The sequence below is a fragment of the Ignavibacterium sp. genome (genome assembly GCA_032027145.1).
Lineage (GTDB): Bacteria > Bacteroidota > Ignavibacteria > Ignavibacteriales > Ignavibacteriaceae > IGN3.
The window spans coordinates 924,176-948,844 of record JAVSMP010000001.1; the positions used below are offsets into that span (position 1 = coordinate 924,176).

Consider the following 24,669-nt stretch of genomic DNA (forward strand, 5'->3'; position numbering starts at 1 on the left):
GTTATAAATCACATCTAATCTTCTGCTAATCAGTGTGGAAATTCTGATATAGTTAGTACAATTGATAAAGTTTTGTTTTTATAATTTACTACAGTTTTGGCCCTATAGTAACTTATCTTCTTATAAGTTTCTTACTTAGTTGACAAATCAAAAAGAGTTTTGCTTAACATCTTTCACAAGATATCTCTTAATTTTTTGAGTTGTGGTCTTTTCGAATTCAGTATCTCTTATATAAAACTTTCTGACCTGTTTATAAGTTGGCAGCTCTTTGTTAGCTTCTTTAATCGCATCTGAAATTATTGTGTTAACAAGTTCCGGCGTGATTTGTACTTTGTTTCTGCCGGAGTATTCTATAAAAGATTCTGCATCAGTTACAATTTGCACAGAAATAATTTCTGTATGTTTTTCGTCTTTTTCACCATATACAAGACACTCCTGAATAAATGGGCTGCGAATAAGGATATCTTCAATTTCTTCAGGATAAACATTTTCTCCGCTTTTAGAAATAATTACATTTTTCTGTCTGCCGTTAATATGTAGAAATCCATCCTTATCAAAAAACCCGATATCACCAGTTTTAAACCAGCCGTTTTCAAAAGCATCATCACTTAATTTTTGATTTTTATAATAACCAAGCATTACACTTGCACCCTTTACAAAAATTTCACCTGAACCATGCTCGTTTGGATTATTAATCTTTACCTCCAGTCCCGGAAGCGGTAATCCTGCAGCATTATCTTTAAAACTATATAATCTGTTTAGTGCAACGATGGGTGCTGTTTCTGTTAAGCCATAACCCTGTACAAAGTTAAAGCCGAGTTCGCGCAGTCCTTTTGCAACCTTGGGATCTGGTGCAGCACCGCCTGCAATAAATAATCTGATTGAACCTCCAAATTTTTCATGCAGTTCTTTGAACACTAATTTTTTAGATCCTTTCCAGCCGATTGATTGTAAAAAATTAGTTACAGAAACAAGCGGGGGAACAATTTTGGATTTTAATTTGTCTTCCTGAATTCCCTTATATATTTTCTTAAACATTTTATCATATAACAAAGGCACACCAAGCAGGATGGTAGCTTTAACTTTTTGCAGATCATCTACAACTGTTTTTAAAGATTGAGCATAGTGAGCAGAGCTTCCGGTATAAAGCGGGCAAAGCAGTCCGCAGGTGCATTCATATTTATGATGTATCGGAAGAACAGAAAGAAATTTATCTTCGGGAGTAATTTCTATCATACTTGTCATAGCCATAAGATTTGCAGCAAGATTTTTTTGAGTAAGCATTACTCCTTTTGCCCTGCCTAAAGAACCCGAAGTAAATATTATTTCGCAGATTGCATTTGGATCAATATAAGGCAGACGGTCAATTATCGGGTTTTGTTTTTCAATCATTCTGCTCATTGAAAATATATCATCACGGTCTTCATTAGAATCCATATTGATATAATATTTAAGATTTATAAGTGAATCTCTTTTATCCTTCATTAAAGGTTCAAAAGAATCAGAAAAAATAATCGCCTTTGCATCAGACTCGTGTATAATATTCAGCATTTCATTTTGATTGAGATTTTTATCCAGCGGCACAGCCACCATATTAAAGCACATAGTAGTAAGATATGATAATGACCATTGAACTCTGTTTTCGCTTATAATTGCGATATGGTCTCTTTCTTTAATCCCAATTTCAAAAAGTGACTTTCCAAATCTTACAACATAATTGTAAAGCTGTTTATATGTTACGCTTGTAATCGGTGTTAAATTCAAATCTTCTAATGCAAGTTTATCTGAGTATTCTTTTACAGACCTGAGAAGCATTTCCTGAATTGAATTGATATTTGGAACCTGATAAGTTGGATAATTTTTAATCATTTTAATTCCCTTTTTATAAAGTTTTAATAATAGAAACTGCGCCGCGAAGTTCATCTTTTTGATATCCGGTAGCTTTATCATCAGGATATCTTGAACTAATGATGCTTTTAACATCCGGGCTGATATTTTCATTACTGCCATGACAATTAAGACAAAGTGGCTGAACGGTAATTGGTTTTAAGTATCTTACTTTTTTAACTCCGCCTATTTCTTCAATCTCAATGAACTCTGAGAATTCAGTTAGTTTGCCGCTTGATTTTAACTCTTCAAAATAATGCAAAGCTTTACTTTCATACTTATCCGGAACACTATTTTGATTTCTGTTTTTAAATGTAACTCTTTTTATAAAAATTCCTTTCTTTACACCATAATCGTTAGTAAGAACCAGAGCAGTATCAGAACAAACATTAACGGCAGCAGCGATTCCGTGTGTTTGAATTTCTTTCACAAGAACATCTTTGAGAGATTCTAAAAATTCCTTAGCATCTTTTCTGAGTCCGTCTTTTATTTTGTCGGTTAATGCAGGCTGGGATTTATCACTACAGGCTGTAGAAATCAAAAGGAAAACAAGTAAAGCAAGCAAAAGGATTTCTTTCATAGCACTCTCTCCTGATTGTAAAAAAATATCAAATCCTCACTGTAATTTAATAATAATATAATACGATTAAGAAATATTTTTTAAGTTTGGATTTAAAATCGCTTTAATATTTTGAAAACTGGAAAACTTCTGACCCAAAAAGCAATATTCAGATTCTGGCTGCCACTGGCTATAACCTGGCTTATGATGTCCGTTGAAGGACCATATCTTTCAGCTCTTATTGCGAGACTGCCAGAGCCTGAGTTTAATCTTGCTGCTTATGGAATCGCTTTTTCTTTGGCTATGATTTTTGAAGCCCCTGTAATAATGATGATGAGCGCTTCGACTGCATTAGTTACAAATTATAAATCGTTTAAACAATTACGCCGATTTAATTACTTGCTGATTTTTCTGCTAACCGCTTTATTAAGTCTCTTTTGTGTACCTGGAATTTTTTATTTAATTACAGAAAAACTAATCGGTTTACCTGCTGAAGTTTCTCATCTTACTTACATTGCTGTTATAATTTTAATTCCCTGGCCCGGAGCAATTGGCTTCAGAAGATTTTATCAAGGGATATTAATAACACATGGATTAACAAAATTAGTGGCATACGGAACGGTAATCCGACTTACATCAATGTCGTTAACTGCTTTTTTATTTTTCATTTTTACAAATGTGCCGGGAGTAGTTGTAGGCGCAGCAGCATTATCAACAGCAGTATTATGTGAGGCGGTTGCCAGTAAAATGATGGCTTCCAAAATTGTTTCCAAAATAAAATCTGAAACTGAAGCTGTTGATTCAACACTGACACAAAAGAGTATTTTGAGATTTTATTATCCGCTTGCTCTAACTTCTTTACTTACATTAGGTATTCAGCCATTTGTTACTTTTTTTATCGGGCAGAGCAGAATGGCAATTGAATCGTTTGCAGTAATGCCGGTGGTAACATCACTTGTATTCATTTTTCGTGCTTTCGGATTATCTTACCAGGAAGTGGTAATAGCATTATCAGGTGATAATTTTATTAATCATAAAAGATTAAGAAACTTTGCAGCCAAGCTTGCAGTATTTTCTGCCGGCAGTTTAATGTTAGTTGCCTTTTCACCGTTATCAGAAATTTGGTTTAATAATATTTCCGGTCTCTCAGATTCACTTACAGTGTTTGCCAGAACTCCACTGAAAATAATGTCCTTTTTCCCCGTGCTTACGGTTTTAGTCAGTTTTCAAAGAGCTATCCTGGTTAAGGCAAAACAGACTAAACAAATTACTTATGGTACCGCTATAGAGTTTTTGGGAATAATGATAGTTGTTGCCATCAGCATAAAATATTTCTGGCTAGTAGGAGCAGTTGCAGCTACTATTGCTTTTGCAGCCGGAAGAATTGCTGCCTGCGCTTATTTGCTGATACCATCAAAAAAGGCACTGAAGCTTAATACAGGTCTTATTCAACGAGCTTAAAAATTTCGTTAAAGTCTTTCTTTTCCCTTTGTTTGTTAATTTCTCTTGGCTTTCCAATAGCTACACAAGCAGCTAAAGTATTAGGAGTTTTAACGCCAAGTATTTGCTCTAATTCATCTCTTGCAATAAGTAATCCTGATAACCAGCAAGCTCCATAACCCAAATCAAATGCTGATAGAATTAAATTTTCTACTGCAGCACCTATTGATTGAATATTCGGATAGTTTCTTAATTTGTCAACATCTTCCAGACTCAGTTCACGCCCTTTTAACAGCTCTTCAACAACGGTTTTGTATTGGCTCATCTCAACAGCAATTAATACAGGTGCATCCATAAAGAAGGTAGAAAATCTAAGTACTTTTGCCTGAGCAAACATTTTTTCTTCATTGTTCTCATGTGGAAAATAATCAAGCACTTTCTCCTGAACTATTTTTCCCATTTGGTCAATTACGTCTCTATTAGTAATTGCTATAAACTTCCAGGGCTGTGAATTATTTATGCTTGGTGCAAGTCCGGCTCTTCTTATTATTTCTTTTATATCTTCAACTGGAATTTTTTCATCAGTAAACATTCTGATACTTGCACGTTTTTCAATTACTTCTTTTAATTCCATATTAACTCTCCTGTTGATAAAATTATTGAGTTGATAATTATCATTTATATGAAAATATTCTAAATAAAACTTTGTATTTTGTTTACAAATATAACCAAGATATACATCTAATATGAACAAGATTATTTATGTATTCATTGTTATTGTTGCAGGCGTAATCTTATGGTTGTTATTAGAACCAACGTATCCCGAACATAAAAGAATATTTAACAACCATAGTGAAAGTGATACCTTAAATCCGAAAGAAAAAAATATGGAACAAAAAATCATAAAGACTGAAGAAGAATGGAAAAAAGAATTAACCCCCGAAGAATATAATATCTTAAGAGAAAAGGGAACTGAGCGTCCTTTTACTGGAAAGTATTGGGATCATTTTGAAATTGGTATTTATATTTGTGCTGCCTGCGGAGCTGAACTGTTTGCATCAGATACAAAGTTTGAATCCAGCTGTGGTTGGCCAAGTTATTTTCAGCCAATTGACAGCAGCCGGATAATCTACAAAGAAGATAGAAGCTTCGGAATGATAAGAACAGAAGTAATGTGTGCCAGATGTGGTGGACACTTGGGGCATGTTTTTGATGACGGACCACCGCCAACAGGACTAAGGTATTGTATTAACTCTGGTTCAATGAAATTCATTTCAAAGAAAAAATAATTTAAATAAAAATCATATCTTGCATCTTTTAATTTCTCAAAATATCAGAGGTTAATATTGTCTGCTACAAATAATCCGACTGTTGACCAATCAACAGCAAAACTGGGATGGAAATTTCCTAAAGATTTTTGGCTAGCTAATTTAATGGAGCTATGTGAAAGAGCTGCTTATTATGGCTTTTTCATTTTGCTTACTGTTTATCTGACTGATTTGGTTGGATTTGATGATTTATGGGGCAATACAATAGCAGGACTTTTTGCGGGATTTTTATATCTGCTTCCACCATTTTCAGGTGCAATAAGCGACAGGATTGGTTTTAAAAATGGACTAATACTTGCTTTTGGTTTACTTACTATCGGATATTTTTTCCTTGGAATAACTTACTCAAAAGTATCAGTTATTTTCTTTTTAATTGTATTGATGGTTGGTGCGTCCTTTATTAAACCATTAATAACCGGTACGGTTGCAAAAACATCTGACGAAGTAAACAGAGCAAGAGCTTTTTCAATTTTTTACTGGATTGTAAACATTGGTGCATTCAGTGGTAAAACTGTTGTCCCCTGGATCAGAAAAGGGCTTGGTCTTGAATATATTAATTTCTTTTCAGCAGGGATGTCTTTTATCGCTTTATTACTTGCTATCTTTTTATTCAGGAATCTTGAATTAAAAACCGAAAGAAAATCATTTAAAGAAATTTTAAACGCACTCATAAAAATTTTAACTAACGCAAGGCTGATTTTACTTACATTAATTGTTTCAGGTTTCTGGCTTATTCAGGGGCAGCTTTATCAAAGCATGCCAAAATTTGTTTTAAGAATGGTGGGGAATGATGCAAACCCTGAGTGGCTTGCAAATGTTAATCCGTTTATTGTAATGGTATTTGTATTGATTGTTACACAAGCAATGAGAAAAAAATCGGCAGTAAATTCAATGCTGGTAGGAATGTTTATTATGCCGTTATCTGCCTTCTCAATGTCACTGGGTCCCTGGCTGCAGGGAATGTTTGGTACCGAAATTCCGCTGCTCGGTATACTTTTTCATCCATACACAATAATGATGATAGTAGGTATTGGTCTGCAAGGTTTAGCCGAATGTTTTATCTCACCAAGATTTTTAGAATTCTTCTCATTGCAGGCTCCAAAAGGTGAAGAGGGTGTGTATCTTGGCTTCAGTCATCTGCACTCTTTCATATCTTATATTGCCGGTGGAATAATTTCCGGATTCTTATTGGAAAAATACTGTCCGGATCCTAAAACATTACCTTCGGGTTTAACCGAAATTCAGAAGGCTGCATATTATACAGATGCGCATTTAATCTGGTATTACTTTGCTGCAATTGGATTAACATCTGCAATTGCATTAATTATTTACAAGTGGTATTATGATAAAAAGGATAAACAGTTAACAGTTTAGAATCATCACGAGTGAAGCGAAGCGATCAATCAGATTGCTTCACTTCATTCGCAATGATAAAAGAAATTAATTTTTTCTCTCTTTCAATTCGGCTGCTCTGCCGCCGAGATACTTAAAGAAAAATTGTTCCATTGCACCATAAAAATCAAACCGATTTTCTTCATTTCTAAAACCATGCCCCTCATTATCCTTTACCATATACGGGACATCAATTCCTCTCTTCTTTAATGCCTCAACCATTTGGTCAGATTCATTCTTATTTACTCGTGGGTCGTGAGCACCTTGTGCAATTAACAAGGGAGCAACAATTTTATCAACATGAAAAACAGGAGAAGCATCATAAAGCAGCAAAGAATCTTTTTCAGGATTTCCTACCATTTCATAAAGCATTTCCTTCATAGGTGCCCAGTAAGGAGGGATAGAATTTTGAAATGTAAATAAGTTTGAAACACCGACATAATCAACTCCGCATGCATAAAGTTCTGGCGAAAAAGTTAAACCGGCAAGGGTTGCATAACCGCCGTAAGATCCGCCATAAATACCAATTCTTTTTGGATCAGCGATACCTTGGTTTATCAACCATTTAACACCGTCTGAAATATCATCTTGCATGGTTTTGCCCCACTGTTTAAATGATATTTCCCAGAATTCTTTTCCATAACCAGTTGATCCTCTGAAGTTCATTTGCAGTACTGCATAACCTCTGTTTGCAAGAAACTGGATTTCAGGATTAAAACCCCAGGCATCGCGCGCCCATGGTCCGCCATGTGGATTAACAACAACAGGCAGGTTTTTTGGCTCAACACCCTTTGGAAGTGTTAAGTAACCATGGATAGTAAGACCATCACGAGACTTATATGTTATCGGTTTTTGATCTGCAAGATAATCTTCGTTCAACCATGGACTTACTTCCGACAACTTTTTCAGATCTTTCTTGTTAACATCAAAGAAATAATACGCACCAAGTGATTTATCACTATAAGTTCTTACTAATAATTTATCTTCATTCTTATTAGCTCCGACAACAGCAATTTGCTTACCTGGTAATTTAGATGCTAAAAAACCATATTCATCTTCTGTTGTTTTATCAAAGAAATGATATTCCTGTTTCCATCCGAGATAAGAAGCAAATGTTATTACTTTTCGCTTCTTTGAATAACTAAGATTTTCAACATCATAATCTGGATTTTCGTACAAAACCCGGATCTCTTTATTATTTGCAATATCATACTCTACGATTGCAGCTTTATCTCTGCCAATATTTGAAGCCACGTAAAGATTTTTATTATCGAAGGTAAAAAAAATCGGGGCAAGAGTTTCTTTGAAAGTTGTTGTAATCAGAGTTTTAAATTCCTGGTCTTCATTATCACGGTAAAGAATGCTTGTGTTAACTCCATCTGTTGTGGTTGCAATTCTTAACTTACCATCGTGGTCGGTTTGCCAGCCTGTAATGTTGCCCGGATTTTGTCCGACCACTTTCATTTCTCCTGTATTGACATTAATTCGGTAAACATCAAATACCTGCGGATTGTTTTTATTTAACTGTATCAGCATTTCTGTGGGATTGTCTTCAAGATCGTCAACAATACCAGCCCGAACTTTTTCAAATGGAGTAAGATCTTTTTGATTTTTTCCATCACGATCAACCGCATATAATCTAAAATTCTCATCGCCTTTGGAATCCTGTATATAAATTATTCTGTTATTACCTTTCCAAAAATATCCTGCTACATCTCTTTCAGTTGCAAATGTTATCTGTGTTGTTTGCTCGTCTCCGATTTTCTGGATAAACACATTCATTCTGGAATTAACAGGCTGCATAAAGGATAAGTAATTTCCATCGGGTGAAATTTGAAAGCTTCTTTTTTCAGGATTTCTGAAAAAATCTTTCATTGGAATCAACGGCACTTCAGTTTGCTGTGAAAAAAGCGATAGGGTAAAAATCATGATCAGTCCTAAAATAGTTAATTGTTTCATGCTAATCTCCTTGTAGTTTTATTAAATGAATAATGAATGTTCACAAAACTCTGATTAGTAAAATATCTTTGCATATTAAAATACACAAACGGCAAATAGGATTGAACAATGATGTTAATAGAGTATGCGGGCAAAAAAAATCCGTGCAGTTTTTGCTGCACGGATTATAAAAGAATGATAACTATAGTTTAGAAGCCGAACGATAGTGCAAATATATGGTTTGAATCAAAATACTTAACAGGTACAAACGCATAATCCAATGTAAGATCAATACCGCTAAACTCTTTGAAGTTTAATCCCAAACCGAGTGTATAATTCTGAAAAATGTTTGGTGTATCATCTGTTGATTGCGGTGAAAAAAGATAACCACCTCTTACGAAGAGAATATCTTTATATGAGTATTCTGCACCAAATTTATAATCGTCATAAGTATAGTTATTGTTTTGAAAAGCTCCTGCTATCGTTACAGAATTTTCTTCGTCAAATTTGTTTTGATAAGAAACGCCAATCGAAATATCTGACGGTAATTCAGCAGTTGCTGCTTCAACTAAAAGATACGTTGGTCCTCTGTTTGAGTTGGGATCAATCGCATTAACATAAAGTGCGTTACCATCAAACTTCATTGGTGAGCCAAGATTTCTTACAACCACACCAAGGTCTAATCCTGGAACTTCCAGCATATCTCTATACTGAACACCGAAATCAAAACTGAATCCTGAAGCAGAAACTCTGTCAATAGATTCATTAATCAAATTAAAATTAGCTCCAACAGAAATTCTATCAGTTAACTGTTTTGAATAAGTTAAACCTAACACAAAGAACGTTGGGCTAATTACTCCGCCGGTTCCATCAGGCTGATCCATAGTTGTTTCTTGAATATCTCCAATACTAAAAGTTCTTATGGATAATCCAAGTGAACCAAAGTCGCCTAATCTTCCGCTTGCAGCCATATAGTTAACACTCATATCTGCCATATATGAACGATATGAAAATATAGCATTGGCAGAGTTGAGACTAAAATCAACTCCTGCCGGATTCCAATAGATACTTTCCAGACCTGTAACATTGGCAATTGTAGCACCTGACATTGCGAGGTATCTTGCACCAACCGGAATTCTTAATTCTGGTGAAGCTGAGGTACCTGCACGATTGTGACCACCACCGAATGTTTCAAAGACTGAAAAACACAGTATCAAGAGTATGAACATTATTCTTTTCATTTGAAACATAATTTCCTCCGAAATAATTAAAATTTTGTTTAAGAATGCAAGTAATTAAACTTGCATTCTTTTTTAATATCAATATGTTTTTAACATTTGCTGTTCTTGAATAATAGCCAGCTTTAAGACTTTTGTTGTTCCTAAATTCGGCATATCAATATAAACGATATAGATTCCACTGGCTACCGGATAGTTACTATCGTTTGCCAGATTCCAAGTTTCAAATTGTCCTTGTGCTGGAACATGATTAATTGTTTTTACAAGTACACCGCTTAAATCAAATATTCTGATAACAGCATCGTCTGGCAAATGACTAAAAGTTACATATTTGTTATTTGGTGCAAGCTCTCTGTATTGATATCCATAATATGGATTTGGAAACACATTGATCTTTTCAACATCCTTCTTAGCCAAATCTGTATTGCTGGTTTTTGGATCCGGAGCAGTAAATGTAAACTGGTCAGCAGCAGTATTGGCATAATTAGGTATTATAGTAAACACCTGACCATCCTGTGGGTTAAACGGCATAGATCCGCGCTGTAATGGCCACAATCCATATAGAGTTGCGAACTGATCTGCATCACCTAATAAATTTAATGATGTCAGGGTTGGGTCTGGAGTATCACTATAAGGTGTCTTCAAGAAAAACAAGTATTCTCTGTCAGCCGAGTTAGCAGTTGGCATCCAGGTAGCATCTGCTGATGGACCGCCAGCTTGCTCAACATAAGCAACAGATAATTGCTGTGGTGGATTTGCGTCAACATCCCATAAGGTGAAATATTGTTTTTCATAATCAACATAACCGTAATTTGGAGTACCACCTCTTAAATATCTATACGCTCTTTGTCCGTTATTTCGATCTGTAACGAATCTTAATTCTACAGTAACATATTGGTCGGGAGTAATGTTACTGCCGAAGAAGTCCGAACCAAGCACCAATCCTCCAAAGAATTGATCTCCACCTAATCCAGTGTAACCGGTAAACCATCTTGCTGCAGAAGGTGCAAATGACCATGTATTAATGGCAACAGGTGGACCAATAACCTTTATTATAAGTCCATCAACTATAGCATAATCATTATCACCCGCCTGATTTGTTTGACCGCTTAACTTCACTGTTCCGGTAGTAACATCTGTTACTGACCAGGTTCCATCAGTTGCAAAATCAACCCGGTATTGATGACCAGTTGTTACAGTTGGATCAACAACTAACGCAACCACGCTGCCGTCGCTATGTCCCTGGCTATGACTTACCTGAACGCTGTCTCCGACATTAGCATATAATCTATCTCCTGGTTTTGTAGTTTGCGGAGTTACTCTTTGAATCACAAATGGTGATCTTATAACGTGGAAAGGTAACAATGGTGATGGATTATAAGCATAAGCTACAACAGCAAAATAATACTCTTGTCCGTTTTTTAATTCTGCTTTTCTAATCTGATCCTGCTGAATCGCTAAATATTTAGTAAGTCCTTTATCTGTTCCACTTGCAACCAATGTTGGTATAAGTGTGCCATTGGCATCCGGAACATCATCATATATAGCAGTAACGCCGTCCACTATATCCCAGGTGCCGAGTAAAATTCCATCGGCAAGACTTGAAGAGGAAGAGGGGACTTGATAAACTTCGTATCCCTGAAAAGTATAGTTTTGACTATTGAAATTTTCAATTTCATTTATGCTGGCTTCATCAGAACCCCAGTTAAGTACAACTTCGTTAGATAAAGCGGCAACTTTAACTTTCGGTGGTTTTAATGAAGGCAATTGAAATAATTGATCAAAAACTATTTGAGCAGTGTTATCGTTTTGTTTTAAAGCTGACACACTGCCTAAATTATCCTGGCCTAATCCATAAACAATACCTAAAACTATTTGGGCTGTATCACCCAAACTCATTGTGATTGGTCCGTTTACGCACATAGTTCTTCTGTCGCCAGGACCTTCAGAAACGCCATCAATTTTGTTTGTAGAGCTTGCTGGTAGTGATGGATCACCTGCCAATAAATATGTACCATAAGGAGTAACATCAGCAACTTCAACAGGGAAAGGACTGCCGCTTGGATACCTTGGAATTGGTAATTTACCTCTCATCAAGTTGTAGAATTCGAGGGTACCATTGTAATTAAATCCAGGGTCGCTCCAGTTACCTCCGGCAGCAAAGTAGATAAAGCTACTCATTGGTTTTTGATTAATATACTTATATCCTTTTTTCCATTTGAGGTCAACAACTGCACTGTCATTTAGATTTCCTGTGAAACTTGAAGCTCCTGAAAAGAAATCATATCCAACAGCCGGAGAAGCTAATCCAAGACCTGCATAAGTAGCATCACCTGTACCTGATGTGTATGCATAACCTAAATTAAGGGTTGTATCACAACCGGCAAAGTCGTCTGATGATGTACCTACGTCCGGATCTGCCCATTGAACAATAAACATACTATCAATTGTTGCAGTAGAGGAAGATTGAGGAGTACCGGTGTAAACCATTGTCATCTGTTTATAAATTACATTACCAAGGGCACCAGAATATGCATAAGCCCAATAAACCTCTGAGATTTCAAGACCAATAGGCGGGGATCCATAGTTCGATTCAGACAGGTCATCATTATATTTAATAAATATACACTGAGATGCACCTGGAATACCGGGGATATCAACAAGGGGGTCATATAATCCATCACCATTTAAATCTTCAAATGGTGCACCTTGATCGCCATATTGTGAATTAGGGTTTCCTTTTGCAGGCCATTCCAACCAGTCTTTAGCATATTGATCTCTTATTGCTTGTATGTCTGCATCAGTTACCTGCCCAACCGGAATGCCGTTAAAAGTAGCAGCATCAGAAGATAAATCTCCGGTTAAGTAATCAGGTCTCACTCTAAATAATCTGGTTAAAGCGGCACAGCCAGTTCCATAAGTATTTCCATTAACTCTGACAACCGGGCTGCTTCCGTCATTTACCTGTCCGCCCCAGACAACTCCTTCAGCAAATATTGCTCCTATACTACTTCCATTAGGAAAGGCTCCGTTCCAGCTAGAGGCAACTACCCAATCATGGAAACCTTCTTCGGTTACCCACATTGTAACATTGTTGATGTTCATCAGACTTTGTCGAGGGTCTACCGTTGTCTTTTGAAGCGCTGGTTTTTTCCCTTTATCCTTTTCATCTCCTTTATAGTTTGCCAGCAAAGTATTTGAAGCAGTAAAAAAGGCAAAGAGAATTATTATTAAACTTAATAAATTGAGTTTTTTCATATTAAATAACCTCCGCGTAAATTATGTTTTTTACAGGATAACATTGCAATCTCCTATAAATTAAAAGTTAACCAAAATGCCAGCAACCAACTGTCTTGGAGGACCAAAGACATCAAAACCGTAAACATTAAATGCGGCTGCTCTGTTATTTAAACTTATTGCTCTGTAAAGGTCAGCAAATCTTTCAGTATACCTTGGATTAGCAATAAGAGTTTGTGCATCTGGCGTACTTAAGAATCCATCATCGTATGCGTTACCTGTTTTATCGTAAACATTTATCGCATTCTTTGTATTTAACAAATTAAAGACCTGAACATAGAGATTAAAATCAAAGTTCTCAATGTTAATGGTCTTGTCAATCCTGAGATCAAAATTATAAACCCATGGTGTTTCTGATGAGTTTATAGGTCCGTAAGGTCTTCTGCCTCTTGTATCACCAGTTCCGATTGGGGTAAGACCGCCAGTCCAGGCTGATGATTGACCCAAACCCTGCCAGGTTGAATAGGTGAAGGGATGTCCGCTATTAAATGTAAATAATAAGTTTACACCAAGTTGTTCTAATATAGGACCGCCGTCTCCTTTATCAAATCTGAAGTCAACAAAGAAAGAGCCTCTGTGAGTTTGATTGTAATCCAATGGAATTAATACAGTCGGTACGTTGCCGTTAACCTCTACTGAACCAACGCCACTGTTTGACAATGAGTTTGTGCCTTGTGCGGATGAGTAGGTATAATTTATTCCTGCACTAAATCTTTCAATTCTTCTCATCTTAAAGCCAAGCTCCAAACCTTTGGTTGTTGCAAAGTCCTGATTTGAGAAGACATTATATTTACTTCTTATAGCACCGGGTTCGGTAACCACAACTGTATATTGCAGCTGTCCTTTTATGTCCTTATAAAATAAAGTAACATCAAGAGCTGCAAAGTCTGTAAATTGATGTGATAATCCGATTTCATATTGAGTTGTTCTAATCGGGCTAGGATTATATGCAATCGGATTTGTAAATAAGTTAGCACCTTGAATCTGTTGAGCTGAGATGTAAACACCTCTGTAAGCAACATCCAAACTTGGTGACTGAACAAATTTTCCAAATTGCAAATGGAATACTGTTTTATCTGTAACCGGGAATGCAAATCCTAATCTTGGTGAGATATAACTAAATACATCACCTTTTCTGTAAGATGAATCAGGTATAGTATGATTTATCCTGTCGATATCCGGGTTTAATGGATTTTCCCATGCCCAGCTATCCATGTCAATATAATCGTATCTTAAACCGGCATTAATAATAAGATCACTAATTTCAAATCTGTCGGTTACATATCCTGAAATAAACAGTGGATGTTTGGGTGCAAATACACCATCAGCATCTGAGGTTTCATTACCGAACACGTCGAAACCATAATTATTGAAATTAGCGAACAATGTTGTTCCGATAAGAGTTGATAATGAATCTCTTGCCAAATCAGGATTATTTCTGATAGTTGACAAGAAGTTACTTGGTGATCCGTTATCCCAGCGTCTTACAGTCCAGTATTGAAAACTACCGCCAATTTTCAGGGCGTGTTTTTCTAACTGTCCTGTATATGAAGCAGTTGCGTTTATATAATTATTTTGATCTTTACGAAATCTGCTCAGGTTGGTTCCTGGTCTGTTAAACGGAAATCCATAAAAATCATATTGTGGTGGTGCTGAATAATAGTTTGCATATGTCCAGCCATGTTCTGCAGCAGCTAAGCTATCGCTGTATAGAAGAAAATTATCTTTGAAAATAGGATCATATATTTTTTCTCTGTAGTCAAAATAGCCGAGACTTGCTTCAATAAATGAATTTGATTCCAGCAGATATGTGCCCTTTAAATTTAATAAAAGACTTGATGCTTCAGTAACTTGCAATCTGTCGGAATTAAATATATTAAATATTCCATCTGTACCTTTTCCTGTTCTCCAAGTAAAAGCACCTGCCAGTCTTAATATCAATGGATTATTATCAAATAGCAGAGTTCCGTTAGTTGTATATCTGTTATTTGAATTACCAAGAATATTTGCCGCATCCCATTTCAGATACTGGTAGTCAGTCTTGGATCCTCCAAAGGTACCATAATCATAAATCTTTGTTGTATCAAGAAGAGCTCCATCCGAAAATGCTGTGGGGTTGGCATCAAAAAATTTTCTGCTGTCCCTATCAAATGTGTTTTCTGCAGACAAGAAAATTTTAAGTTTATCGGAAACAATCGGTCCGCCGGCAGTTAATACATAATTTGAATAACCATAAGAATAAGTTCCTAAAAACTTTTCGCCGGGGTATTTGCCAAAATTATCTGTTTCAGCTCTAAAAGAGAATTTATATTGATTTGTTCCTGTCTTGAACTCTGATGAAACAATACCTGCATTTGCGTTGCCAAACTCAGCAGTATAACCGCCAGCTTGAACAAGAACTTCTTGTAAAGCATCTGCAGTAACTGTTACAAGACTTCCGCCATTACGATTCAATATATTTTTTGTATCAGTTCCTTCAACAGTGTAACCAGTTTCATCTGGTCTGCTGCCACGGATAAATGTTAATCCGTTTTGAGTAACAACACCGGGTTGAATCTGTACAATAGCATTTAAAGTTCTAAGACCAAGATTTTCTACATCCTCTGGTCCAATTCTTCTTAAAGCGTTGGTTGATGTTTTATCTATCAATGGTCTTTCAGAAACAATTACAACTTCTCCGGTTGTAAGACCTGTTGGTTGCAACGTAAAATTTAGTCTGGTTGTTAAACCGGAAGTAACCAGTACATTATTAACCGTTACATCAGTATAACCGATGTACGAAGCTTTAACACTATACTGTCCGGCAACTAGGTTAGTAATTAAGTACTCACCATTAACATCAGACGCTGCGCCCAAACTAGTACCTACAACAATTAAATTTGCCCCTATCAAGGGCTCTCCCGTTTGCTGATCAGTTACCAGACCAGAAATTCTACCGGTCTGTGCAAAGGTAATGAAGCAGGCAAACAGTATTAAAAGTAAAACCTTGTAAAATCTGGGAAACATTTTTTCCTCCGTTAATTATTAACTAGTTTATTAATCATCTACTAAAACCGCATTTTTAATGCTGGCGGCAACATCATATACAACTGCTGTATATCTGCTTTTTGATGCTACATTAAGATCGAATGTAGTATTTAAAGTGTCGTTATATGATATATTAAAACTATGTGAACCAGCAGTAAGTTTTATGTACCCCTTTGCTTTACCCGTAGCAAGCCCACCGGTAAAAGTGGTTTCCGTACCGTCTATGCTAACGCTGTTAAGTACTGCATCGGGTGATCCGTTAAAAAATGCGACCCATCCGAACCCATCAGGGAACAATGCTTCCCCTTCTTTGGAATCTTTTGTTTGCCAAACGTATCTTTGATTCATGACAACAGCAGAATTTGAACTATCATTGCCGACAAGAAAAACTCTGAATTTTCTTTCTGTCGTAGCTGCAAATTTGTATGAGTTACTATTTGCACTAGCAAAATTAGCAGTAAGAGTTTTGTTTCCGGAAGTGATAGTTAGAAAACCATTCCCAGAGCCAGGAACTTCACCTCCTAAATCCGCTGAACCGAGGGACTGACCATTTAATATAAGAGACGCCAATCCAGCGCCGCTAACTAAATTGACAACCTTTATTTGACTGGAGTATTCAATACTGTCAGGAATAGGGTTGACACTAGTATCTACACATCCAGCAATAAGTAAAGCAGAAACAAAACTTATTGTAAATAGTAGTCTAGTTATGTAAGATGTTCTCATTTTACCTCCTAGTAAAATAATTTAATTTATTTGATTGGGTTGAGAAGCCTCTATTTATGATTGTGATTAATTTGATTATCATCCGACATTAAAAATTGTCACTAATGAACAACGAAGTATAATTAGGTTGATTTTATCCACCAGTGTTTTTTATTAAATAATCTTTGAGCCAAATATCAGCTCGCGATCCAAAATTTGTTATGAATAAAATCATCTTTTAAGATATTTAGCCCTCTTCTAATTGATTAAGATCAGAATAAATGCTGCAAGTTTAAGATGTGATATTTATCTAAAGTGTTTTGGCTTTGGATATTAGAAATATAATTCTGTATCAATTTAATCAAATAGAAAATCCTTTTTATAAATGAAATTAAAATTATCACTATGAAAGTCATAAAATTTATTCTTAAAGTCAATAAAAATTTCAAAAAAAATATGAATTATTTATAACTAACAAATTTATTTAAACGGGTAAGAGTTTGTAATCCATAGGACTAATGTGAGTAAAAAAAATTTAATGTATTAAACACTTTTATAAATCACAATTAGTTATTTTAAAAATATTGTAATCATAATCTTGTTAATAGTTTTAGTTCTATCCCCTGGAATGCAGGCTCAAACCGGCAAATACCGCCTATGCAGATATTACCTGCCTGCCTTGAACCAATAAGCAAACTTAAGTCTGAATGATTACTAAGTTTATATCCAAACTGTATAAAGCTCCAAAGTTTCCTGACAATTTTTCCTTCCTCGGGTTCTTTGGTCTGAATTTCGGTTACTAGTGACACGTTAAAAACTGGTGAACGTAAATATTCAATGGCTATAACATCATCATAATATTTTTCGCTGGTAGTAAGGTTTTCGGTTTGCTGATGTTCAATTACAATTTTGATTGTATTGATATCATCAAAATAAAATTTGTTTTCAATAATTGGAGTAATGTTTTTTGTATTTGTTGAAAGCTCTTCATTATATCCCAATGCTGCTATTGTAGTAAAGGATTCATTCCAATTATGAGCAGCCTGAAAGTAAAATTCCTTTAGCTGTGTTGAAATTGGATTTGAAATATTGTTTACTCTCTGAAAATAAGAGCTTGTTGGAAGCGTTTTAGTAACGCCGTAATTTGCAGTTAAAGATGTTTCATCCGAAGGATTGAAATTCACTTCTAAAGCAAAACCATCTTCATTAGATTGATCAAGCGGAGAAGGATGACGATTTAGTAATTGATAAGTATATTCTTTTCTTAATGAGGGCGATGTGTTGTAGAAAATTGTACCATCATAAGATGTAAATGCAAAATTGTCATAATGTTTGTACTCGCCAACAATTGAAAATGCATCGTAGTAAAAGTTTAAACTTCCATAAAACGCTTCTCCGATTTTCCACTCATTGTCATTAAAAATCTGTGACTGAATATCTTTATTACTCTTAAATCCATATTCAGCGTAACCGTCAAAATTCCAGTAGGATGGCTGTATTCTGAATGAGCTGAGAGTAGTTCTGGCAATGGTTTCAATCTCTGGCTTGTTTGATGCGAATGTTGTACCAAGCTTTATAAAATCAAATCCATTGTAACTTAAATCTGCTGCATGCAAAATATCTTTTCTTTCGTTAACAGAGTTTGCTGCAGAACCTGTTAATGCAGAAAGCGAGAACCCCAGATAATTTGCTTTTACTTTTACACCAAGCAGATTATTATCAATTCTGATATTTCTATCTTCATAGCTTTTTAAGATCATTCCTCTGCCGAATAATTCATAAAAGTTTCCCGCAGTTATGCTTATGCCTTTTTCAATATCACCTATATCAACAGCAAAATATTTATAAGCAATATCCGCGTAATGTACTTTCCCTCGGCTGATGGAAGGATCGGGGTCATTTGGCTGAAAGGCTTCAAATCTAAATCCCGCACTGAAAATATTTTTATTATAATCAAGTGTAAGCCAGTTCTCAAATATTTCAATTTTATTATCAATGTTATAAGAGTATTCAAGTTGATTTGAAATTCCTAATCCATCAGGCAGCAAAAACCAGCTATCCGATTGGCTATAAAGTGTTGAAGAAAAAAATATCAATAAAATAATAATTTGATAATAAGCAGAAGTTTTCATTTTAATTTTGAATTAAGTTGTATGATAGGAAAAATCCCTTGTATGATTTACAAGGGACTTTATTATTAAAATTATTTTTCAAGTAATTCCAGCAGTAATTTTTCAACCTTTATCTCATCGCCTCTCATATAACCTAAATGCGAATATACAATATTACCATTTTTATCCAGCATAACTGTATATGGCATCTGTTGGGCATAATACTTTCTGGCTACATCACTATTTGTATCAAACAAAACTGTAAAATCATAGCCCTTTGATTTGATATAGGGTTTAACTTTTGCTACTGTCTTTTCAGTATCAGTAGAAATTGCTAATAGCTTGAATCCTTTATCCTTGTATTGAGAGTAAATTTTGTTGAACTCCGCCATTTCTTCAAGACAAGGCTTACACCACGTTGCCCAAAAACTAATAAGAATCGGACCGCTTCCGGTTTCTTTATTCAGTTCAACATACTTTCCATTCAAATCAGTAAGTTTAAAGTTAGGTGCTTTTCTACCTTTAAGATCTTCTTCGCTTTGTGCAAAAATTAAAGTTGAAACGAGAGTAATGATTAGTAATACCAATAATGATCTCATCTATTTCTCCAGTATCATTTTTTTTGTTTGAACAAAACCATTTGCATTGATTTTATAGAAATAAATTCCGCTGCTTAATTTTGATGCATTGAAATCTACGCTATAAGTACCAACCGGTTTAAATTCGTTAACAAGCGCTGCAACTTTACTGCCAAGAATATTGTAAACAGATATTTCAACATTTCCGGCTTTAGCAATTCCATAGTTTATTTTTGTTGATGGATTAAAAGGGTTGGGATAATTTTGCTCAATAAAAAACTTTTTTACAGTAACAATTTCATCTTCAACAGATACAGGCATTGTTGTAGCTGTAAAATCAAGTGTTATTCTGTCGCTCGGATTCCTGAAAGTACCAACCTGAACCTGAACATTAGCCGTTCCGTTGTTATTGAGTGCCCAAACGTGGAGTGAGGTAATTAAAGTATCTCCGGGTCCTAAAGGATCAACAAAAAAATCCGGAGTAGTTGCAACGCTGTCGGTAAAAGGAGAAAAACAATTTATTCCAAAACATAAAGATGATTGCCAATCAGCCGGTAAGTTGTTGATTGTTCTTACTTCAAAAACAGTCTGCTGAAATGATGAAACATTTATTACTTCAAAATCAAAAACCATTTCTGAGCCAAGTGTGCTGTCAATAAATGTTCTGTGAACCACTACCTGAATATCCTGCGGGCTTGCTGTTTGTATTATCAAAACAGATAAGAAAAAAATCAAACTAAAAAATTTCTTCATCATATATCCTGCATTTATTAAATATTAAATCCTTGTAAAATTTATTAAGTGGAAGGAATCAGAAAGATTCCTTCCAAATTAATTTAGTCCTACTTTAAAATACTCATCTTTTTAATCTGAGAAAAACTATTTGTCGTCATTTTATAGAAGTAAACTCCGGAGGTTAAACCTGCGGCGTTAAATTCTACTTCATAATTTCCGGGCTGCTTAACTTCGTTAACAATAGTTGCAACTTTTTGACCTGTTAAATCATAAATCACAATTGAAACCAATCCGCTTTGCGGGACAGAATAATTTATTTTTGTCGAAGGGTTAAACGGATTTGGATAATTCTGACCAAGTGCAAAATCTACTGGAGTTTCCAAAACAACAGAAACAACATCACTATACTCTATACTGCCATTGTAATCAACTTGTTTTAATCTGTAATAAATTTTCTCTGTTCCTTTCAAGTCAATATTATCAGTAAAAGAATATGATTTAGATTCAGTTGTTGTACCGTTTCCTTTTACAAATCCTATAGAAATAAAGTTTTCTCCATTATAAGATCTTTCAACCTCAAATCCGAGATTGTTAATTTCTGTTGCTGTTGTCCAGTTAAGTGTTACCTTTCCAACAGAAGCTGCTGCAGTAAATGAAGTCAATTCCACCGGTAATGGAGCTAATTCATTCAAGGCGATTTTTGTCCCTTGCAGAATTTCTTTGTCATTTAGATTTTGAATAAAAGAAACCAGCTCGCAATTTTCTGCAACCCAGCTTGCATTGCGGGTAAAGTTCAAATTAATATCAACAACATTGCCAGATGAAAAGTCCAAAGCTGTTCCAAGTTGATCTGGTACCATAAGACGCTCAGCATTGTTTATCTTTGTCTGATTAAACCAGTTAAACGAAATATCTGATTCAGTTAAAGCAAGATGCAAAACCAGATTATTGTAAGAAGAAGGAATGGATGCAGTTTTAGTAACTCGTATTGTTAATGAATAATCAAGTTGATTATTTTGCCCGAAAATTTCAATCTCAAAAGCCGAGTTTTTATTCTTTCTGTTCTCATACATAGGAAGATAAACAGGATACAAACTGGTGGTGCCGCTTCCGCCTACATAGTAATTAACACCATCAAACACTGCTGTTGGATAACCGGAAATTCCGTAGTAACTGTTTCTTGCATTAGAATAATTGTTAGTAAATGAATCTCCGTTATGATATTTAATTACCCCAACCATTTTTCCATTATCAAGAAGATCGTGTGCGCCCATTGATGCTCCAGGGCAAAACTGACACCAGGTACCCGTAGCAATTTCCAGAATTACCATATCTCTGACTGTTGTGTATGTATCAAATGATTCTGTTCTCGAATCATTAGTTGGATCCATATCTCCTGAAAGATTTGTTGTAACCGTTATTTCGTATAGTTCATTTGCCAAGGCAGGTGTAAAATCAGCAAATGAAACTGTTTGCTCTTGACCAGCAGTTAATGTTACGTTAGAGCAGTCTTGTGTATATATGCTTGTTCCGTTAACTTTGATTACACAAGTTGCATTGAATGTTTCCGAGTTCAATCCAAAATTTTTTAAGATAGCTTGCGGTGTAAATGGAATTCCTGCGCTGTATTCTGGATCAACAATAATATCTTTAACCATTGCATCATGTGCAAACGGGATAAAGAGTTTGATATCATCAATATACCAGTAATTTATGTTATAAGAGTTTCCTGAAAAAAACATACACACCTGAAAGTTTGATGAACCAACATCAGGATTTGTAATAGTTATAATTTGCTCTTCCTGCATACTGCCTGTAGGATTAACCTTTGACCATACAACATTCCAGGTTCCATTGTTGGATCTGGTAGCAGCACCAACAGTATAAGAACCGCCATAATGATCAATTGAATGTTTGAACTGTAAAGTAACAGTTGTTTGTCCGGTAAGATCAACCGAAGGAGAAATAAAACGGCTGATGCCATTAAAGGTTGGTGAATAATTAAATCTTAATTCAGGAGCTGTTCCCCCTGCATTTGCACTATTAGTAGCTGTCCAATTAGCCGCCTGTGCATCGATTGTCCATCCAGCCGGCGGAAAAGAGCCAGTAAATGTAACATTTAGTAAAGTCTGAGCACTTACTAAGAAAGAAAGTAAGAACACGAAAGTAAATATTTTTCGCATATTATCCCCTGTGGATAAGTAAAAAAATAAAGTTAATTAATTTTAAGAAGCCAAAAAATTTTAATTCAATATATCCAGATAAAAAGTTTATTGTTTTGACCATTAAGAGTATTATAAAATTGAGTAAAGCCCGCTTTCTGTTTAGATAAAAGCTAAGCAAAAGCGGGCATAATGATTGTTACTTAAGCAGTAGCATTTTTCTTGTTTGTACCAGTCCGCTTGACTGAAGTTTATACAAATAAACTCCTGAAGAGAGCTTAGATGCATCAAAACTAACTTCATAAGTGCCGCCAGGTTTCTCTTCATTGATCAGTGTAATTATTTCATTTCCAAGAATATCATAAACCTTTAAAGTTGTTAAGGATTTTTCGCTTAAAGTAAAAGCAATTTTCGTTGATGGGTTAAATGGATTTGGATAATTCTGTTTCAGATCAAACACTAAAGGCAGGCTGCCTTGGTCTTCAATTCCCACAACATTTTCTGAGAGCCAATTCAAGCATCGTGATGCAAGAGTATCTTTGATTGCTTGTTCATTTATTTGTTCAAAACCTGCAACCATATAAATTACTCTGTAATTATCTGCGATTGCTCTGATACCGGCAATATCTGGTCCGTTAAAATATTGTAAGAAAGTTATTGCACTTGAATCTCTTGGACTAATTTTATCCAGCGATCTTGGATAAACAGCGTTGGCAATAATTTGAATTCCATTAGAAATAATATCACCCGGTATGCCTTTAATAATAAACAGGTTGGAAACATCAGCTACATAATTAGCATGTAAATAGTTATGATAGAAATCCTGTGCAAACTGACTGCTGCCGGAAGTTCCAAATATATCAGCGCCAAGATTTTGACCTGTAATTAATAGATTACCGCCGGCATCCAGGTAATCCTCTAATTTTGAAACTTCATTTTCAAAGAAAGCACGCTTAGCGTTACTGCTCTGCCAAACCAAAATTCCAAAATTGGATAGATCAACACCTGCTGGTTCCAATGCATTTCTGGAAACCAATCCGTATGTTCCATCAAAAACATTTTCTATTGAAGTGGTAACATCTGAGCCGAATGCAATATCTCCAGCTCTGATAACAAGAACATCTATTCCGCTGGTGGTTACAAAATTAAAACCAGTTTCTCTAGACATACCCGGATTATTCTTTGATTCAAACTCAACTGATATTTTACCATAGCCATCAGTACCTTGCGGGTTAACAACAACCTGTATTACTGCAGAATCACCAGGAATAACCTGAATCGAATCGAGTGTTCCAAAGGGAAAGGTTCCATTTGCGGTTGTAAATTCACCAGTCCAGTCGCCGGGTGCAGTAAGTGAACAGCTAATGTTATAAACATCCTGCTTCATTCCAACATTTTTAACCACTGAACTAAATGTTACCGGTGTATTATTATCAGCAATAATATCTGGGCTTTGCGGATTTATCTGTGCAACATAGTCTGGAGTAAATTCCAGCATTTCAGATTGATAGATATATTTATTGGTTTCATTTTGTATAAATGCAACTATCCTTAAACTATCCATATTTACTGCCTGTAGAAAAGCAGTGGTTGGCACATATTGTAGAATATATTCAACAGAATCACCGGGAGCGGGAATTGTTATTGTTGTTCCGTTTGCATCCGGAAGCATCTTTCTTGTAACACTGGAAAAATGCATTTCACCGTTTGTGCCCGGAGCAGTTTGGAAATAAACCATCTTTTCTGTAATGCCGACTTTAAGTTTTGTTGTAGTGAAAGTGGTATGGTCATTTGGGTCACGCAGTATTCTGACTCCAACTTCAATTAAGTTATCTGATAATGCCCTTTGCATCAAAACTATTTTAAACGGTGAAATTTCTGAGTTTCCGCTATTTACGGCATTCATCGTTGCTGTACTAGTGCTGGTAGAAACTCTTGTTCCGTTTACTATAATATCCGGAACGCCATTAACACTATAATAATTTGTTCTTATGGTATTGTCAGATTGATTTAATAGATACATAGGGTCATTAGGACCGGGCCACCAAACATGATAAATAATGTGTGATATAGTTTGTGACTGAATTAAATTTGCAACAGTGTTATTATACCATGAATTGTTAACAACTGCACAAGGTCCGCAAGACGCATTAGTAAATCTTTCAACAATTGATTTTCTATCGTAAGAATAACTGCTGAAAGCAAAACCCAATAGCAAAAGTATCAGTAATATTCTTTTCATAATTATCTCCTTTATATTGTTTGTTCATAT

At 35.4% G+C, this 24,669-nt stretch carries 16 protein-coding genes; 3 read left to right on the top strand and 13 right to left on the bottom strand.

Annotation, left to right across the window (positions count from 1 at the left end; genetic code table 11):
• Nucleotides 1-147: 147 nt before the first annotated feature.
• Both ROY99_03695 and ROY99_03700 read right to left on the bottom strand, forming a co-directional pair.
• Entirely contained in the window at nucleotides 148-1,869 is a 1,722-nt protein-coding gene (locus ROY99_03695) for an AMP-binding protein (GenBank protein MDT3695470.1), read from the bottom strand.
• Nucleotides 1,870-1,882: 13 nt separating this feature from the next.
• On the bottom strand, nucleotides 1,883-2,467 hold the full coding sequence (locus ROY99_03700) for a DUF3365 domain-containing protein (protein ID MDT3695471.1): 585 nt from the start codon (nucleotides 2,465-2,467) through the stop codon (nucleotides 1,883-1,885).
• A gap of 111 nt (nucleotides 2,468-2,578) precedes the next feature.
• On the opposite strand from ROY99_03700, the gene ROY99_03705 reads away from it, so the two are divergent.
• On the top strand, nucleotides 2,579-3,907 hold the full coding sequence (locus tag ROY99_03705; GenBank protein MDT3695472.1) for a hypothetical protein: 1,329 nt from the start codon (nucleotides 2,579-2,581) through the stop codon (nucleotides 3,905-3,907).
• Here the strand turns inward: ROY99_03705 and ROY99_03710 are convergent.
• A complete protein-coding gene (locus ROY99_03710; GenBank protein MDT3695473.1) occupies nucleotides 3,891-4,520 on the bottom strand; it encodes a nitroreductase family protein in 630 nt (209 codons plus the stop codon). The two genes, ROY99_03705 and ROY99_03710, sit on opposite strands and share 17 nt — an antisense overlap.
• A 112-nt stretch (nucleotides 4,521-4,632) precedes the next feature.
• On the opposite strand from ROY99_03710, the gene msrB reads away from it, so the two are divergent.
• Complete coding sequence (gene msrB, locus ROY99_03715; protein MDT3695474.1) at nucleotides 4,633-5,175, top strand: peptide-methionine (R)-S-oxide reductase MsrB; 543 nt, start codon at nucleotides 4,633-4,635, stop codon at nucleotides 5,173-5,175.
• Between the two features lie 57 nt (nucleotides 5,176-5,232).
• Nucleotides 5,233-6,588: an MFS transporter gene (locus tag ROY99_03720; protein MDT3695475.1), complete on the top strand. Its 1,356-nt coding sequence runs from the start codon at nucleotides 5,233-5,235 to the stop codon at nucleotides 6,586-6,588.
• Nucleotides 6,589-6,654: 66 nt separating this feature from the next.
• On the opposite strand, the gene ROY99_03725 is transcribed toward ROY99_03720, so the two are convergent.
• From ROY99_03725 to ROY99_03770, 10 genes are all read right to left on the bottom strand, one after another.
• Complete coding sequence (locus tag ROY99_03725) at nucleotides 6,655-8,565, bottom strand: S9 family peptidase (protein MDT3695476.1); 1,911 nt, start codon at nucleotides 8,563-8,565, stop codon at nucleotides 6,655-6,657.
• Between the two features lie 188 nt (nucleotides 8,566-8,753).
• Complete coding sequence (locus tag ROY99_03730; GenBank protein ID MDT3695477.1) at nucleotides 8,754-9,794, bottom strand: PorV/PorQ family protein; 1,041 nt, start codon at nucleotides 9,792-9,794, stop codon at nucleotides 8,754-8,756.
• A 69-nt stretch (nucleotides 9,795-9,863) separates the two neighbouring features.
• Nucleotides 9,864-13,040: a T9SS type A sorting domain-containing protein gene (locus ROY99_03735; GenBank protein ID MDT3695478.1), complete on the bottom strand. Its 3,177-nt coding sequence runs from the start codon at nucleotides 13,038-13,040 to the stop codon at nucleotides 9,864-9,866.
• 60 nt (nucleotides 13,041-13,100) lie between these two features.
• Nucleotides 13,101-16,085 carry a TonB-dependent receptor gene (locus tag ROY99_03740; protein ID MDT3695479.1) on the bottom strand — a complete coding sequence of 995 codons (2,985 nt, stop codon included), beginning with the start codon at nucleotides 16,083-16,085 and terminating at the stop codon, nucleotides 13,101-13,103.
• Nucleotides 16,086-16,115: 30 nt separating this feature from the next.
• Nucleotides 16,116-16,832 carry a hypothetical protein gene (locus ROY99_03745; protein MDT3695480.1) on the bottom strand — a complete coding sequence of 239 codons (717 nt, stop codon included), beginning with the start codon at nucleotides 16,830-16,832 and terminating at the stop codon, nucleotides 16,116-16,118.
• Between the two features lie 569 nt (nucleotides 16,833-17,401).
• A complete protein-coding gene (locus ROY99_03750) occupies nucleotides 17,402-18,943 on the bottom strand; it encodes a DUF6029 family protein (protein MDT3695481.1) in 1,542 nt (513 codons plus the stop codon).
• A gap of 71 nt (nucleotides 18,944-19,014) precedes the next feature.
• Complete coding sequence (locus tag ROY99_03755) at nucleotides 19,015-19,521, bottom strand: TlpA disulfide reductase family protein (protein ID MDT3695482.1); 507 nt, start codon at nucleotides 19,519-19,521, stop codon at nucleotides 19,015-19,017.
• Nucleotides 19,522-20,256 carry a T9SS type A sorting domain-containing protein gene (locus tag ROY99_03760; GenBank protein ID MDT3695483.1) on the bottom strand — a complete coding sequence of 245 codons (735 nt, stop codon included), beginning with the start codon at nucleotides 20,254-20,256 and terminating at the stop codon, nucleotides 19,522-19,524. It abuts the gene before it with no gap.
• 86 nt (nucleotides 20,257-20,342) lie between these two features.
• Complete coding sequence (locus tag ROY99_03765; protein MDT3695484.1) at nucleotides 20,343-22,418, bottom strand: T9SS type A sorting domain-containing protein; 2,076 nt, start codon at nucleotides 22,416-22,418, stop codon at nucleotides 20,343-20,345.
• A gap of 178 nt (nucleotides 22,419-22,596) precedes the next feature.
• Nucleotides 22,597-24,639, bottom strand: coding sequence for a T9SS type A sorting domain-containing protein (locus ROY99_03770; protein ID MDT3695485.1), 2,043 nt, complete (start codon nucleotides 24,637-24,639; stop codon nucleotides 22,597-22,599).
• Nucleotides 24,640-24,669: the final 30 nt, after the last annotated feature.